General features: G+C 60.5%; 14 protein-coding genes. 6 read left to right on the forward strand and 8 right to left on the reverse strand.

Translation table 11 applies throughout. From position 1 onward, the window contains the following. Positions 1-116 precede the first annotated feature (116 nt). Together LB555_RS14595 and LB555_RS14600 are read right to left on the reverse strand one after the other, a co-directional pair. A complete protein-coding gene (locus tag LB555_RS14595; protein WP_224683141.1) occupies positions 117-3458 on the reverse strand; it encodes a DEAD/DEAH box helicase in 3342 nt (1113 codons plus the stop codon). A 247-nt stretch (positions 3459-3705) separates the two neighbouring features. Continuing rightward, positions 3706-4122 (reverse strand): hypothetical protein, encoded by a 417-nt coding sequence (locus tag LB555_RS14600; RefSeq protein WP_041163349.1) that lies wholly within the window; start codon positions 4120-4122, stop codon positions 3706-3708. Between the two features lie 73 nt (positions 4123-4195). Here LB555_RS14600 and LB555_RS14605 point away from each other — a divergent pair, with 73 nt between their 5' ends. The 4 genes from LB555_RS14605 (at position 4196) to LB555_RS14620 (ending at position 6504) form a co-directional block, all read left to right on the forward strand. Continuing rightward, positions 4196-4930: a Crp/Fnr family transcriptional regulator gene (locus LB555_RS14605; RefSeq protein WP_140614625.1), complete on the forward strand. Its 735-nt coding sequence runs from the start codon at positions 4196-4198 to the stop codon at positions 4928-4930. A gap of 19 nt (positions 4931-4949) precedes the next feature. Continuing rightward, on the forward strand, positions 4950-5186 hold the full coding sequence (locus tag LB555_RS14610) for a DUF6894 family protein (RefSeq protein ID WP_140660820.1): 237 nt from the start codon (positions 4950-4952) through the stop codon (positions 5184-5186). 376 nt (positions 5187-5562) lie between these two features. Beyond that, complete coding sequence (locus LB555_RS14615; RefSeq protein WP_140790229.1) at positions 5563-6156, forward strand: sigma factor-like helix-turn-helix DNA-binding protein; 594 nt, start codon at positions 5563-5565, stop codon at positions 6154-6156. A 171-nt stretch (positions 6157-6327) separates the two neighbouring features. Continuing rightward, positions 6328-6504, forward strand: coding sequence for a hypothetical protein (locus tag LB555_RS14620; protein ID WP_157163632.1), 177 nt, complete (start codon positions 6328-6330; stop codon positions 6502-6504). Positions 6505-6843: 339 nt separating this feature from the next. On the opposite strand, the gene LB555_RS14630 is transcribed toward LB555_RS14620, so the two are convergent. The 4 genes from LB555_RS14630 to LB555_RS14645 all read right to left on the reverse strand — a co-directional run bounded on the left by LB555_RS14630 (position 6844) and on the right by LB555_RS14645 (position 10163). Further along, the gene (locus tag LB555_RS14630) at positions 6844-7236 is read right to left on the reverse strand and encodes a response regulator (RefSeq protein WP_015316412.1); all 393 of its coding nucleotides are present in this window, start codon (positions 7234-7236) and stop codon (positions 6844-6846) included. Between the two features lie 290 nt (positions 7237-7526). Then, on the reverse strand, positions 7527-8057 hold the full coding sequence (locus tag LB555_RS14635; RefSeq protein ID WP_140725922.1) for a DUF1003 domain-containing protein: 531 nt from the start codon (positions 8055-8057) through the stop codon (positions 7527-7529). A 43-nt stretch (positions 8058-8100) separates the two neighbouring features. Then, complete coding sequence (locus LB555_RS14640; RefSeq protein ID WP_224683142.1) at positions 8101-9132, reverse strand: alpha/beta fold hydrolase; 1032 nt, start codon at positions 9130-9132, stop codon at positions 8101-8103. A gap of 104 nt (positions 9133-9236) precedes the next feature. Next, positions 9237-10163, reverse strand: a complete 927-nt coding sequence (locus LB555_RS14645; RefSeq protein WP_140715614.1) for an NAD(P)/FAD-dependent oxidoreductase — start codon at positions 10161-10163, stop codon at positions 9237-9239. Between the two features lie 334 nt (positions 10164-10497). On the opposite strand from LB555_RS14645, the gene xth reads away from it, so the two are divergent. Continuing rightward, the gene (gene xth / locus LB555_RS14650; RefSeq protein ID WP_015316408.1) at positions 10498-11283 is read left to right on the forward strand and encodes an exodeoxyribonuclease III; all 786 of its coding nucleotides are present in this window, start codon (positions 10498-10500) and stop codon (positions 11281-11283) included. 16 nt (positions 11284-11299) lie between these two features. Here xth and LB555_RS14655 read toward each other — a convergent pair whose 3' ends face one another. Then, complete coding sequence (locus tag LB555_RS14655) at positions 11300-11560, reverse strand: hypothetical protein (protein ID WP_224683143.1); 261 nt, start codon at positions 11558-11560, stop codon at positions 11300-11302. A gap of 108 nt (positions 11561-11668) precedes the next feature. Next, positions 11669-11911 (reverse strand): hypothetical protein, encoded by a 243-nt coding sequence (locus tag LB555_RS14660; protein ID WP_015316406.1) that lies wholly within the window; start codon positions 11909-11911, stop codon positions 11669-11671. Positions 11912-12255: 344 nt separating this feature from the next. On the opposite strand from LB555_RS14660, the gene LB555_RS14665 reads away from it, so the two are divergent. Further along, on the forward strand, positions 12256-15462 hold the full coding sequence (locus tag LB555_RS14665) for a GAF domain-containing protein (RefSeq protein WP_015316405.1): 3207 nt from the start codon (positions 12256-12258) through the stop codon (positions 15460-15462). Positions 15463-15684: the final 222 nt, after the last annotated feature.

The following is a 15684-nucleotide window of genomic DNA, read 5'->3' on the forward strand; positions in this document are numbered from 1 at the left end:
AGGTCGCCGAAATGCTTCCGGCCGTGACTCAAAGGGAAAGAACGCCGGCTGACGAACTGCCCATCGAAGCGCCGGACTTTCCCCACGATCTGGAACCGGCGATCCGAGCGAACCCATCATGGGCGGCGCCGCGCCGGCCGGGCTGCACGCAAGGCACCGAGCACCGAGCGTACGGCATCGATACCTGAGCCGCGAGACTGGATCGGGGGCCTGAAAATCAGCCGGCCGTTGCGGAACTCGAAGCCCTGTGCGTTTTTAAAGCGCCATTTTGATGCCACCGGCTTCTTGCGGAAGGTAATCGCGATCCCTTCTGGTCCCACATCGACTTTGCTGATGCCCAGGTCCGCCGCGGCTATGCGCAACCTGGTCAGTTCCAGTAAATCCGCCACTTCGCCGGGCATGTCTCCAAAGCGGTCCTCAAGCTCTTCGCCGAATGCATCGAGGTCCGTCTCGGCAGCTAAACGAGACAGCCTCGCATAGAGGCTGACGCGCACCGTCGGCTCGTTGACGTAACTTTCGGGAAAGGCCCCTTTTCCGGCGCCGTTGATGTCGGCAAGCTGCTTGTCGGTATCGGCCCCTCCCGCAGCCAGCGAGACCGCCCGCTGCAGAAAATGTTGGTAAAGGCCTGCTCCGATCAGCTTCATGTGTCCGGCTTGATCTTCGCCGAAAAGGTCTCCTGCCCCGCGCAGGTCGAGGTCCCTTTGGCTGATCGCAAGGCCGGAGCCAAGCCGATCGAGCGCAATCATGGTCGAAAGTCGGGCTTTTGTGCCTTCGGCCAGTTCGATGCCAGGCTCGGTCAGAAGAAGAGCAATAGCCTGCACCGCCCCCCTTCCGACCCGGCCGCGAAGCTGGTGCAGCTGTGCCAGACCGAACCTGTCCGCTCGCCAGATCAGTATGGTGTTGGCCCGCGGCACGTCGAGGCCGCTCTCGATGATGTCAGTGCTCAACAAGACGTCGCCGTCACCGTTAGCGAACCCGACCATGATGTCGTCCAGTTGTCTCCCTTTCATTTCGCCGTGCGCCGTCTTGACCGCGAGTTCCGGCACCAGTCTGTTTAGCTGCAGGCGAACCGGATCGATGTCTTCGATGCGCGGAACCACCAGGAAGCTCTGTCCGCCCCGACGAAACTCGCGCAAAAGGGCGGCTCTTGCCGAAGCTGGATCGAAGGGCGCTAGGATGGTGCGAACGGGACGTCTTTTGGCGGGCGGAGAGTTGAGGACGCTGACCTCCTGGACGCCTGACATCGCCGATTGCAGCGTCCGCGGTATCGGCGTGGCGCTCATGCTCAGCGTATGAAGGCGGGGCGCCATGTTCCGCAGCGCCTGCTTCAGCTTGACACCGAACCGGTGCTCCTCGTCGATCACCAGCAGCCCGAGATTGGCGAAGCTGACGCTCTTGGCCGCCAGGGCCTGGGTACCCACAACCACCGCGACCTGACCGCTCCGCAGCCGCTCCTTCACCGCTCTCGCCTCCGCCGCTCCGACCATTCTCGAGAGGTGGGCGACGTCGAGGCCGGTTCCCGCAAATCTTCTGCTGAACGTCTCGTAGTGCTGACGTGCCAACACCGTTGTCGGCGCTATCACCGCCACCTGCTTCCCGCAGAGGGCCACGGCGGCGCAGGCCCTCAGGGCCACCTCTGTCTTGCCGAAGCCGACGTCGCCGCAGACAAGGCGATTCATTGTTCTCCCCGACGACAGGTCGCCGAGCACGTCGCGGATGGCGGCAGCCTGGTCGGGAGTCTCGGTATAGGGAAACCGCGCCGCGAACCGGGCAAGGTCCGCGCGAGAGGGTTTTATGATTGCGGCAGGCTGGCTGGACCTGGCATTGGCAAGGTCCCTCAAGCGCTTGGCCAGCCTGTCGATATCGCGCAGCGCCGCCTTGCGTCGGTTGAGCCACCCATCGCTGTTCAAGCGATCGAGCGGCACTGCACCGGGTTCCGAGCCGTAGCGCCATATCCGCCCAAACTCATCGACCGGGACCAGCAAGGAAGCTCCGTCCTGATATTCCAGCCTGACGACATCCTGCTGCTGACCGGCCAACTCGACCTGTTCGACCGCCACCAGCGTGGCCAGGCCATGGTCCTCATGGACGACGACGTCGCCAATGCGCAACTCGGGTTCGAGTATGCTGGTGGCCGCGCTGCCGTTTGCTTTCAAGGCGTGGCCAAACAGGTCGGCTGCGGCCACCACCGCGATGCCAGATTGCTCGTCGACAAAGCCTTCGTCGAGAACGATCTCGGCCTTGAGAAGAGAGCCCCTTGGGGCCGAACGGATCCGCGGCCAGTCCGCCACTTCCCCCATTCGCCGACCAAGCTTCCGATCGAGCAGACGATCGGCTCGCCGCAGTTCGGAGGCCTCGCCCGCGAACGCCACAGTGACACCCGACCTTGTCTGCCTTTCCGCAAATTCGGCGAACTGATCCCCGGATCGCGCCTGCTGGAAGAATTTGGGAACTCGCGCGGCAGAAACGGCGAGACTCGTGCCGTGGCGTTTACGGACTGCGACGTCCCATTCTTGACGCGACAGGTAAAACTGTTCCGGCAAGGGTTTGGCGGGCGCGGCAACCTCCTGCCTTGCACCACGAGCATCTTCGATCAGGCCCAGGAAGCGGTCGAGCGGCGCGCCTTCGAGACCTTCCGCGATGGAGACACAGGCGCCGGATGCCACATCGAAGACCGACGGCATGCTGCCGTATAACGCGACGAGGCGTTCTTCCATCGACGTCTCGCGCATCGCTGCCAACTCGGGATGATCCCCTGTTGCGAAAATCAACTCGGATGCCGGCCCAACCGTGACCGACTCGCGCGACTGTTCGCTAAGCTGGCTGATGGGATCATAGGCCTTGAGTTCCCGGATGCAGCTATCTGTACCGATGACGACACGAACCGGGTGATCGGCGCCAGCAGGGAATATGTCCATGAGGTCGCCCCGAAAAGCTATCTCGCCCGGTTCGTCGACCCTTTCGTCGACACCGTATCCAATCGCCTCTGCTCTCGTTCGGAAACCATCCGGGTCGAACTCTTGTCCGAGTTCCAGAATTGTAAAACCGCCAGCAATGACTGGTGCGGGCGGCACCCGCTGGAGAGTAGTCTCGATCGACAGAACCACGATGCGCGGACGTTTTGGCTCGCTCGCGATCTCACGCAGAGCGCGAAGCCTCCGCCCCATATTGGCGCGTGTCGGCCATACCCTGTCGTAAGGCAGGCAATCCCAGGACGGCAGCAAGATGACGTCCGCGCTCGGCAGAAACTGACGCAAAGCCGCAGCGGTCTCTTCGGCACTGCGTTCCGAGGCGGCTATATGGACAATATGCTTGTTTGGACCGCTCTCAAGGGAGTCGGCCAGCGCCGCCGCGATTGCGGCGGAAGGCGAGGCGCCCTGGTCTCTCGCGAGGTCCCCGTCATTCGACGGGTGATCCATTTCTTCGATGATTTCCGTCCGCGAAATGGGTCTGTTCACTGAGGTCTCACCTTGCCACCGTCGAGAACGTCAGTGGGACCACTCCGTTCCTGAGGCGCGGATTAAAGTGTTGCAGGCAGTGGCAGCGCGCGCGGTCTTGCGTTCTATGGAGCAACGCGCCAACGATGCGGCTCTCGATGAGCCGCTTCTGTTGGCAGCAGTCACCGCCGCCGACGATGGCCGTTTAGCCGGCCATGCTTCCAGAATCTCCACAAGGACTTTGAACGAACTCGTAATAGCGCGGGCGCTACGTGTCAGCCTTTCCGACCAGCGGGCTAGAATGGCCGCCTTGCTCGGAGACCTGGTTAGAATTCGTTTGGAAATCAGAGACGCCGCCGCCGTCCACGCTCATATAAGAGGCACCGTGGGCCTGTGGCTTCAGGAGCTTCGCTTCCCGGACCAAGGACGACCAATTGAGCCCTAGCAGGGCTATCAGTTCGCGGGCGTCTTTTTCGCTGACGCTGGTTTCCTTGATCAGGCGATCAATGAAAGCTGTCTTAGGCTCATCCATGGCGAACTCCCCGAAGAGTCCGACGTAACCGCGAATGCCTACCCTACGTTCCGGCGGAGCGGCGTTAGGTATGAAAACGTACAAAGCCGTGGGTGCGTTTGTTCCATGGGCCGCGGTTTTGATCGCGCCTTTGGCAAACCAGGTCCTGCTCATTCGGATTTCACCGCCATCCGGAACTTTTGGCCGGGATAAAAGTTCGGTGGGCAAAATCAGCTAGGTAGCCATTTTGTCCCCCACTTCATCCTCGGATGTACTTATCCGCAAGCTTCAGACCATCTCGGACATTCGAGAAGCTGAAATCGCGGTTTTGAAAAGCATACCGATTCAGGAGAAAGATTTTTCCGCCAACCACGACCTGGTGCGTGAGGGTGACCATCCTGTTTACTCGTTTGTCGTCCTGGATGGTTTGGTCGGGTCCACCAAATACACAAGCGAAGGAAAGCGACAGATCACGTCTTTCTTCGTGGCCGGAGACATTCCCGATCTGCACGGGCTGCATCTGTCGGTCATGGATTGTAATTTCTCCACCATGACGCCGGCCCGAGTGGGCTTCATGCGACACGATGTTCTACGCAGCATCTGTGACCAGCACCCTCGCATCGCCACCGCTTTCTGGCGGTCGACGCTGATCGACGCCGCGATGTACAGGGAGTGGGTCACCAACGTTGGAAGACGTGAGGCTTACACCCGCATGGCTCACATTTTGTGCGAACTCATATTTCGCTTGCGGGCGGTCGGACGCATTCAGGATCACATTGCGGATATTCCCATAACCCAAGCCGCACTTGGCGACGCATTGGGTTTGTCGACGGTCCACGTCAACCGAATGCTTCAGGAACTACGACGTGAAGGCCTGATCGCCACCACGGGGTCGAGAATGCATGCAATCGACTGGCCCGGCCTCACTCACGCAGGGGATTTCGACACGACTTACCTGCATCAAAAGAACCCGGCAGATTAGTGGTGACGGAAGCTCTCCCATGGCACGATTTTTCTTTGACACCGGCGATCGCGATTTGGTCTTGCAGGATGAGATAGGTGTCGAATGCACTGGCCTGGAAGAGGTGCGCCGAGTCGGATTCGAAGGCCTTATCGATCTTACGAGAGACGCATTGAAAAGCGTCGACGGACAGAAATTGTTTGTCGAGGTGCGTGATGAAAATGGCGACAAGGTTCTGCGGCTAAGCCTCTCGCTTCAGATCAAATTGATGAGATGAATTCGGCCGATTTTCGCGCCATTATCGGATCAGCCCCCCACCCAACCAGCTTCAACATGGCCATCGGACTGCATCGAGCGAGAACTCTCGAAGGGCCGCGAGCCATAGATCACTCAGTGCTCGGTCATGGAGTAGATCCATGAATGCAAGTGGGTGGGCGCTTTAATCTATGTAAGTGCGCCTAGTCGGCGACCGGATTAATTGGGTCTGTGCGTGCCGGGGGACAATGCACCCTTGCTCGCACGCAGGACCCTGCTGATGACGGGCCCGAGTATCAGCCTGGAGCAAAACATGACAATTGTCGCTTCTTGGACCCTTCACCCCACCAGATCAGACCGACACGAAAGAGGTCCCATGTCTCTGGAGGATCGGTGTGATGGCTGAACACCGTCGCAAGCTCGAAGCTTCCGATCCGGCGCTTGTGGAGCAGACACAGCCCGTTACCTACCCTGGCGGCTCGTCCTTGCCAGGTTCTGGCGAACAGACGAACCTGGTCGACCTTGTTCCCGCATTGCGGGCATTCGCACGGTCGCTCAGCGGCAGCATCGACGAAGCTGACAATCTTGTTCGAGAAACATTGGTCAAAGGGATTGCAGATCTCGATGGTCTTGATGGAAGCCGGGTAAAGCCCTGGATCTTCGCCACCATGCGCAGGGCTTCCTTGGCCAGGCTTGAAGGCACAGCCCCCCAGGCTCGAGGGTCGGCGAGTTGCTTGTCGGAACCTTTTGCCACCGACACACAGGAACAGATGGAAGCCGGCCCCAGGGTAGCGCGTGCCATTGACCTCCTGGCGGATCCGGAGCGGCAGGCCATCGTTCTGGTTTGCATGCTCGGACTGTCCTATGAAGACGCCGCCGACATCTGCGATTGCGACACAGCCACCATCAAGGGCCGGATACAGGATGCGAGGACAAGAATGGCTGTCCTGTCGGGCGTCCCGGCGGAAGCCACGCCTGAAAAATCGAATTGACGGTGAGCAAAGCGGCCGTGTTCAAGGCAAAAAATTCGGGATGCCTTTCAGGCAGCCACACATCGCTTGCCTTGAGGTGGCCCATAGCTCAACCGCAGGTTTGTTATGCATGACAGGGAACCATGAGGGGATCCGCCGAGTTCGACCCTCGGACAAGTTCGGGTTCCCAACATGGAAGAAATCGGCAAGGCGCAACAGAAGGCCATAGCCCGTCTCATACGTCAGTGGATTGCATCGGACGCCAGCCGTCGCCAGCTTCGCCAGTTGCTGGACCTACCGACCGATGCGGACATGCCGCGCGAGCATCGGTCGTTGCTCGACGAACTCGACCGAAAGCTCGACGAATAAATGCATGCTTGCCGAGACACGGACGCTCAGTCGTCATCTTCCCAGCGGCTGCCGGGACAGCTGTTCAAGCTCGTTCTCGTCCGTGATCCCGGCTTGGTAGTAAGCAAGGATGCGCGATGCGCGCCGTTCTCTCTCGGCTTCAGTCTCGTTCTTGAGATTGCTGCGTGCAAGAACACGGCTCAGTACGGCAAGTTCCGATGGGGTATAGGCATCCCTATGCATTTCATCCCGCCCATGCACTGCAAGAAACCTACAATAAGGATTCTCCGGCGCGCCCTAACGCTGGTCGGGACAGAATGTTCCATGGATTTTCGTGGAAGGAGAAAAAGCTTATCAGCGCTAGATGTGAGTTTCTGGGGCTTGCCGAGCGTTTAAAAGCTGCGAAACGGCGGTTATGATTTGCGGCAGAAAGAAGGGCTTGGTGATCATAATGCTGTTGGGCACTCCTTCCGCTCCCCAGTGTACCGCGCTGTCGCCGCTCATATAGACAACTGGGATGGTCGAGTTGGACCTACGCAAATGCCGGGCGATCTCCCACCCGGATTGTCCCGGCCCCAAACGGATGTCGGTGAGCACGGCCTTGAACCTGGTGGGATCGGGGTCGAAGGCCGCCAGCGCCTCGGCAGCATTTCGAACGCCGACGACCTGAAAGCCAGCCTCCTCCAAAGCTGACTCGAGGTCGAGCAGTATCATCGTCTCGTCTTCGACGATCAGAACAACGCCATCGCTCATCCGGGATATCCCCAAGTCGCCACCGCTACTACGATCTCGGCGTCAACTTGGTTCCATATGACACGCATCGGCCTGTTGTCACCGCGACCTCGCGGCGGAGTCATGAGAAGCCCGCCTCGGAAAGCCGAGACGGGCTGAAGCTGCTTCGACAGCCTCGAAGGCCAAGACAAGGGAGGATTGTAGGCCCGCGACCGAACCTTGAAGTGCAGCGAATGTTCCTCTGGATGTAGGCTCTTATTCGATTAGCCTCCGCGGCAGCCCGCCTCCAATGCGGGGCATTTCGTTTTTGCTCAAGATTTCTCCTGATCTCCAGAAGCTTGCTGGATTTCCGTCATCACCTGCCGGGGATCGACATTCTCGGCCAGTTGCGGCAGCTCCTGATCAGCCGGTGTGGAGACATTGAGGCGCTCGGTCAAAGCAGCCACCATTTCGATGAGCCTCGTGGTTTCGTGCTCGTTGAGAAGGCTGATCTGCAGATCCAGCTCCGCTCGGCGCTCGCTGTGTTCGGCCATCCTGTTTTGGTTGATCAGCACGAAGGTGGACAGGAAGATCGCCTCGACCGAAGCCACCATGGCCAGGATCACAAAAGTTGGGTCCCAAGCTGGGACGGCCGGTATCAGGCCAAGGTTCGCAAGGATCCAGGCGACCAGAATTGCGAGATGCAAATAGACAAAAGGCATGCTTCCCGCGAAGCGCGAAATGATGCCGGCAATTCGCACCTGAACGCCTTGGTGCTCCTCCTGTTGTCGCCTGTGGTCGACCAGAGCCTGTATGTTCTGCTGAAGGACCGACTGCATGTCGGCGGGATGCTGATCGTTCATCTTTGAAAGCCCGGTTTGGCGGCCAATGTCGTCCGAGCGTTGCTCATCGCCCGCCTGGCACGTCCGGCGAGGCTGCACCGCCTGAACTCGCGGGCTCATGGCCGCCGGTCTCTTCAGACGAGGAGTGCCGTCCTGCAATCGTGTCCACCATGGCGATCACCGCCCCCGGGGCGCTCTGATGAACCATATGGCCGGCGCCCTCAACGACGTCGAGGAGGGACCCACCGACCTCCGCATGCAGGCGTCGTGCCTCCCCCTCGGCGTCGAACAGCCGGTCTCCAGAACCCGCCAGGATGCCTGTCGGGACACCAATGTCCGTGTAGCTGGCCTTCGTCAGCAGGGCCGCCGCCAGCATCGATGCCGATTCCGAACACACCGCCCGCAGTTGGGAAGGGCGGCTGGCGATATCTTTTGCGAGAACGGCGAAGTCGGCAGCGACATCCGCTGGGTGGAAGATCTTCTGCATCGTCCAAGGCCAGGCAAGCCTCACAAGCACCGGCAGCAAGGTGTGGCGAAACGCGGTGCCGACGAATGGCAGAGCCGGGAGGGCGGCCAGCGCAAGATCAAGCCGCGGCGGCGGATAGTAATAGCCGGAGACCAGCACGACGCCGGCAACCGAACGAGAATGCCTGCGCGCCAATTCGAGGGCTACCCAAGCGCCCCACGAATGTCCAAGCACGATGTAGTTCTCGATACCCAGCCTGCCGGCGGCGGCATGTATGAGATCGGCTTGGTCGCGGGCAGACCACCGCCGGCCGCGCGACCGCGTGCTTCGCCCGAAGCCCGGCCGATCAAATGCGAGTACCCGATAGGTTTTTGCCGCCTGATCGAAGATGCCGCTCGACTTGAAATCCTGTGCCATGGATCCGTTTCCATGCAGCAGAATGAGCGGCATGCCGGTGCCGGCTTCGATAAAATGCAGGCGAAGACCGTCAACCTCCATGACATGGCCGTGCGCCCGGCCAACAAGCGCACGTTTGGCGCGGGCGTGATTGTACCCGGCAAGTGCCGATAATGCGGCGATGAGCAGCACGGTCGATAGCTTCGGTCCATCCCTGTCGAACGCCATGCCCATGCCTGCCAGCAACTGCCCTGCCCGGTGCCCTGCCTGCCCAAACCTTCGGAGTGGCGGCTTGTTCCGCTGGACAAAGACGACGCTTTGTAGCCGGCTCAAACGGCCTAGGCGGTAAGCTCTCTATGGGCATGGGACGCGGCGATGGCAGCTTGTCCAAACGCGACCGCAATCTGATTCAGCGCTTTCACAACGTCGCCGATGGCGTACATGCCGGCGACGGAAGTCTGCTGGTGCTCATCGACCGTGACGTAGCCCTCCGCGCAACATCTCGCGCCGACGGCCAGGGCGAGGTGCGAGCGCACCTTGCATCCCAAGGCCGCGTAGACTGCATCGAAGCGGCAGGTCGCTCCATCCTGCAAAATCGCCGCACAACCGTCAGCAGCCGGGCTGAGCCTGTCGAGAGTGTGACGGATGACTATCCCTCTTTCGCCCGCCGCGCGACGCGTGCTGGTTGAAAAGTCCGATGCATGGGTCCCCAGCATCGTTACGTGTGGTGTGAATCGGCTGAGGAAAATGGCCTCGTGCAAGGCTCTGTCACCCTGCCCCACGACCGCTATCTTCCGGTCGATCACCTCATATCCGTCGCAAACCGGACAAAGCCGAACGACACCGGCCGCAATTGCCTCCGCCAAGCGGGGCAATTCGGGTGTCGTGTCGACAATCCCGGTCGACAGGAAAACCTTACGCGCGCGGATTGCGCCGATCGAGGTCTCAGCATCAAAGCCTCCCTCGCCAGCGGCCAGCGAAAACACCTGCCCCCGCATCAAGGTTGCTCCGTACAAGCTCGCGTGGCGGCCAAGCCGATCGAGAAGGTCGGGGCCACTTATCCCTTCGGGAAAGCCCGGACAGTTATGGCTTTTCGGGATCAGAGCGGCACGGGGCTGGCCGGCATCGACCACCAGCACGCGATGGCGAAAACGGGCGAGATATTGGGCCGCAGTCAGTCCCGCTGGCCCGCCTCCGACGATCAGCACATCTTCAGCGTCGGCGAGCGGGTGACCGGCATGGCTTTCACCGCAGGTTTGCTCCATCAGCGGCGAACTATCTGGTTCGTTCGATGTTCCAGCACGACACGCGGAGAGACCGCATAAGCCCGGCCGGCTTCAGCCGCAGCCAGAGAGCTTCGATCTCGTTGTCACACCGGTCCTGCTCGGCGTCGAAACCTTCTTACCGCTTCGGGGTTAATCCTGACGGACAAGGTGAGCACCTGCGAAACACAACCGCTGACCTCGTCCTCAAACGACGTCGGGCGGCTGGCAGGCCATGAATGATATGAGTGAAGAGCTGAGGCCGCCGACAAAGGGCGCTGCCGAACTCGCTCAAACGGGGAGCGCCATTTTATGAATGGATGCCTCAAGGCTTCAGATGATCCGGGTCGCGACCTTTAACGTAAACGGCGTCAACGGTCGATTGCCGGTTCTGCTCAAATGGCTGGGTGAGACGCACCACGACATCATCTGTCTCCAGGAATTGAAAACATCGGACGAAAAGTTTCCTGCCGATGCCATCAGCAACGCCGGCTACGGGGCGATATGGCACGGACAGAAGTCGTACAACGGCGTAGCCATTCTCGCTCGGGGCAAGCAGCCGCATGAGCGTCGGCGCGGGTTGCCCGGTGACGCCGATGACACGCATAGCCGTTACATCGAGGCGGAGATCGACGGTCTCGTCGTTGGTTGCCTATACCTGCCCAACGGCAACCCGGCGCCTGGTCCGAAGTTCGACTATAAGCTCCGCTGGTTCGAGCGGCTGATCGACTACGGACGGCTCCTGATCAAGGACGCGCCCGCCAGCCTGCTTTGCGGCGACTACAACGTGGTGCCGGCGCCGATCGACGCCGCGGTTCCGGCACGATGGCTGGGCGACGCCGTCTACTTCCCGGAGAGCCGACAGGCTTACGCCGACCTGCTTGCCGATGGCTGGACCGACGCCGTCAGGCTGATCCGTCCCGAGAGAGGCGTCTATACCTACTGGAATTTTTCCTATCGGGGCGGTTACGACCGCAGTTCCGGCCTTCGCATGGACCATCTTCTCGTGAGCCCCTCGCTCACGAACAGGCTGGCCGGAGCGGGCGTGGATGAGACGGTACGGGGATGGGACAAGCCAAGCGATCACGCGCCAGCCTGGATCGAACTCGACTGGCCCCGGTGAACCGAGACATCGGGCTTCAGCCAGACCGCATGACGCCAGGTTCGTCCGCCTCTCTTAATCGTTGCGAATCCTCGGGGGCGGCGACCAGATCCTGGAATCCAAGTGTGACGACGAGATAACCCGCCTCGTCGTAGACTTTCGTCACCCCGCTGGTCGGGTCCGCGCCATCGATAATTCCGCGCTTCGCCTCTTTGATGGCCTCATCCCGATCAGCCATGTCGGCGAAGATTGCAGGCTGGGACATGCCTTCGATAAACTCGAAGCGAAATTTCGGCATCGATCCCTCCTGTCGGTGGTGATAACGGATCGGCCATTGCTGGCAGGGTGACGGTCAACGCCACCGTTTCGAAAAGGATGCACCGATTGTGCGTGCCTGAACCGGAGGTCAGGCAGCGTTGCTGGCTTCCGTTTGCCAGTCGTCCTGCCAACGCGCGCGCACGGCAATCATCAGCATGGCCGATTCCGTGATCCCGGTCTGGAACAGCCTGATCAGCTCTCTCGCGATGGAGTGAGCCGCCGCGGTGTCCGGCAAAATGGCAAACTCCTGGCACATCGCGTCGAAGACCGCGCGAAGCGTGTCCAGGTCATTCGGGTAGAGGGTATCCGTGCGAATGGGTCGGTCAAGCATCAAGCGTCTCCAAACGAGCGAGAGTGCGATGGTCTCCCAAGCAGCGGAGCCCGTTACATGCCCGCTGACCTCTCGCTTATGCGGCACAGCGCACGACGTGTCGCTAACCTATGATGGACCGAGGCAAGTTCGCGCACAAAAGATCCAATTGCGTATAGCGACGCGGCTAGCGCCACGCCCAATGGAAGCCGCACGACCGTTGGAGCCGCGAGTGTTCTAAAGTTCAAGGCGACCAAAGGGACATCGTAGATGTTTCTTGCCGTTCAAGCCGCGTCTCGTCGTGTGTCACTCAAGGTGTTCGCGCGAACCGCCGGCCTGCCCGTCAAAGAAGCGTGCGGGCCGCAATGGAACTCTTGGCCGTCAACCGCATTATTCAGTCCGGGCAAAACGGGGGCGATATGGGGGTCACTTCAGGCGATCGTCAATCTGAACTGCAACGCTTCGAGCTGTTGGCGGCGCTGGGCGACCGGATACGCGAGATTACTGATCCTGCCGAACTGGCCCACGCAGCCGCGGAACTGGTAGGGAGACATTTCGATGTCAGCCGAGCCGGATACGGCACGATCGATCTTGAGAAAGAAACCATCACGATCGAGAGGGATTGGAACGCGCCAGGCATCAAAAGCCTGGCTGGGACCCTGAATTTCAGGAACTACGGCTCGTATATCGAGGACTTGAAGCGGGGCGACACCGTTGTCTTCGAAAATGCCGAGACAGACCCGCGAACAAGGGACCATGCAGAGGCTCTCAAAGCCATCAGCGCCCAATCCGTCATCAACATGCCGGTTACCGAGCATGGCGGTTTGGTGGCGCTGCTATACCTGAACCACTCCGCGCCCAGACGCTGGGCCAAGGAGGAGGTCGCCCTTATTTCGGAAGTGGCGGACCGGACGCGTACCGCCATAGAGCGGCTTCGCGCTGAGCGAGCGCTGCGTGAGAACGCCGAACGCCTGGCTTTTCTCGACCGTCTTGGAAGGGAGATTGCCCTCGCGGCCGACGCCGACGCCGTCATGGCGATCACCACTCGTCTGTTGGGCGAACATCTTGCCGTCTCGATTTGCGCCTACGCCGACATGGAGCAGGACCGGGACCATTTCACCATCCGTGGCGACTGGAGCGCACCCGGCTCGCCCAGCATCAGAGGGTATTACAGTCTTACCGATTTTGGTCGCCTGGCGGTCACCAATCTCAGCGCCAATCGGCCGCTCATCATCAACAACAACCTCGAGGAAATCGCGCCCGAGGAGGCAAAGACCTTTCAGGACATCGGCATAACGGCAACCATCTGCATGCCCTTGGTAAAACAGGGCCGGCTGACCGCCCTGATGGCCATTCACGACAAGCAGCCCCGCGTCTGGTCACAGCGCGAACTGTCCTTGCTGACGGAGGTGACGGAGCGGTCCTGGGCTCACATCGAGCGCGTTCGCTCGGAACAGGCGGCCCGGGCCAGTGAGGAGCGCCTCCGGCTTGCCACGGACGCAGCCGCTATCGGGACCTGGGACTACGATCCCGTCACCAAGGCGCTGCGGTGGGATGACCGGTGCAAAGCCCTTTTCGGCCTCCCGCCAGACGCGGAGGTAACATATGAAAGCGCGTTCCTGGCGGGTATTCATCCAGAAGATCGGGCCCGCGCCGACGAGGCCGTACGCCAGGCGCTCGCGCCGGGCACGTCTTCCCGCTACGACATCGAATATCGGACGGTCGGCTTGCACGACGGCAAGGAACGCTGGATTGCGGCAGCGGGCGAGTCGCTTTTCCAGTCAGGGCGCGCGGTCCGCTTCATTGGTACCGTCATGGATATCACCGCGCGAAAGCGGGTGGAGCATCAGCTTCAGATGATGAACGTCACCGCTGCCGCGGTAGCGGCCGAGCTCGACGTGGAGCGGATTGTTCAAACGGTAACTGATGCCGGCGTAGCGCTGTCGGGCGCACAATTCGGAGCTTTCTTCTACAATGTGATCGACGACAAGGGCGACAGCTACATGCTCTACGCCCTGTCGGGCGCACCTCGCTCCGCGTTCGAAAAATTTCCAATGCCTCGCAACACGGCGGTGTTCGACCCCACTTTCCGCGGGAGAAGCGTGGTGCGCTCCGACGACATCCTCGCCGACCCCCGCTACGGCAAGAACTGGCCCCGCAAGGGAATGCCGGAGGGCCATCTGCCAGTGCGTTCCTATCTTGCGGTACCGGTCGTCTCGCGTTCGGGAGAGGTGCTGGGCGGCCTCTTCTTTGGTCATGCAGAGATCGGCGTCTTCGCCGAACAGCAAGAGAAGGCCTTGCTGGGGCTTGCGGGCCATGCCGCGACGGCAATCGACAATTCTCGACTGTTCAAGGCGCTGCAGACGCTCAATGGCACCCTTGAACAACGTGTCATGGACGAAGTCGCCGAACGCACCAGAGCAGAAGAGCACCTGCGGCAGGCCCAGAAGATGGAAGCTGTCGGACAGCTTACCGGTGGCATCGCGCACGACTTCAACAATATGCTGGCTGTCATCATCGGCGGACTGAACCTTGTGCAGCGCAAGCTCAGAAACGGCGATACCAACGTCCACCAGTTCGTGACCGGCGCGATCGATGGAGCCCAACGTGCTGCAGAACTTACCAAGCGGCTGCTTGCCTTCTCTCGCCAGCAACCTCTGGCGCCCAAGCGCCTGAATCCAAATCGCCTCGTCTCGGATATGAGTGAATTGCTGAGCCGGACGCTTGGGGAGACAATCCAAATCGAGACCGTGCTCGCCGCGGGACTTTGGCATGTGGAAGTCGACGCAGGGCAGCTGGAAAGCGCGTTGCTCAACCTTTGCGTCAACGCGCGGGATGCCATGCCCGCTGGTGGAAGGCTGACCATCGAGACATCCAATGCCCATGTCGACGACCGGTATGCGAGAGAAAACGCAATACCCTCCGGCCAGTATGTGATGATAGCTGTCACGGACACCGGAACCGGCATGACCGCTGACGTGTTGGCCAGAGCCTTCGATCCGTTCTTCACCACAAAGGGGGTTGGCAAAGGCACCGGGCTGGGGCTCAGCCAGGTTTATGGATTTGTTCGCCAGTCCGGCGGCAGCGTCAAGATCTATTCCGAGCAGGGTATCGGAACCACTTTGAAAATCTATCTGCCGCGCTCGCACGGCGACGTGGTCGACAGCCCGGCCGAGTCCGTGGCGGGCGAGCACCCCGGCAGTGAGGACGAGATCATCATGGTTGTCGAGGATGAAGATCGCGTCCGGCTGATGGCTGCGGAGGCGCTGCGGGAACTGGGCTATTCCGTGTTGGAAATGCAAGGGCCGCGGGACGCGCTGGCGGCCGTCGCAAGCGGGCAAGTGCCGTCGCTTCTGTTCACTGACGTCGTCATGCCGGAGATGTCCGGCCGGGAACTGGTGGATCAGGTCAAGAGCATGCACCCGTCGCTAAAAGTGCTCTACACCACCGGCTACACACGAAACGCGATTGTCCACAACGGCACACTTGATTTTGGAACGGAGCTTTTAACCAAGCCCTACACGATTGACGAATTGGCAGAGAAGATCCGTAAGGTGCTGGATCGCAAGTGAATGGTCACTGTCCGAGGCACACCAATCCCTCTCCGCTTCAGTTACTTTACAGGACGCCGCGCTTGGGCGGAATTGATGCCTTCGGCAAGACAACTGCCGTACCGCAGAGGCTATTGGGGCTTCGTGCACCCAACAGTGAAACCTTTTCCCTACTCGCAGCTTGTTTGCGACACCGGAGGAAACGATCGTGTCAAGGCGAGATGGAGAAATGGGGGATCAACC

Origin of the sequence: Mesorhizobium sp. BR-1-1-10, from assembly GCF_020165595.1 — a bacterium.
Taxonomy (GTDB): Bacteria; Pseudomonadota; Alphaproteobacteria; order Rhizobiales; family Rhizobiaceae; genus Mesorhizobium; species Mesorhizobium australicum.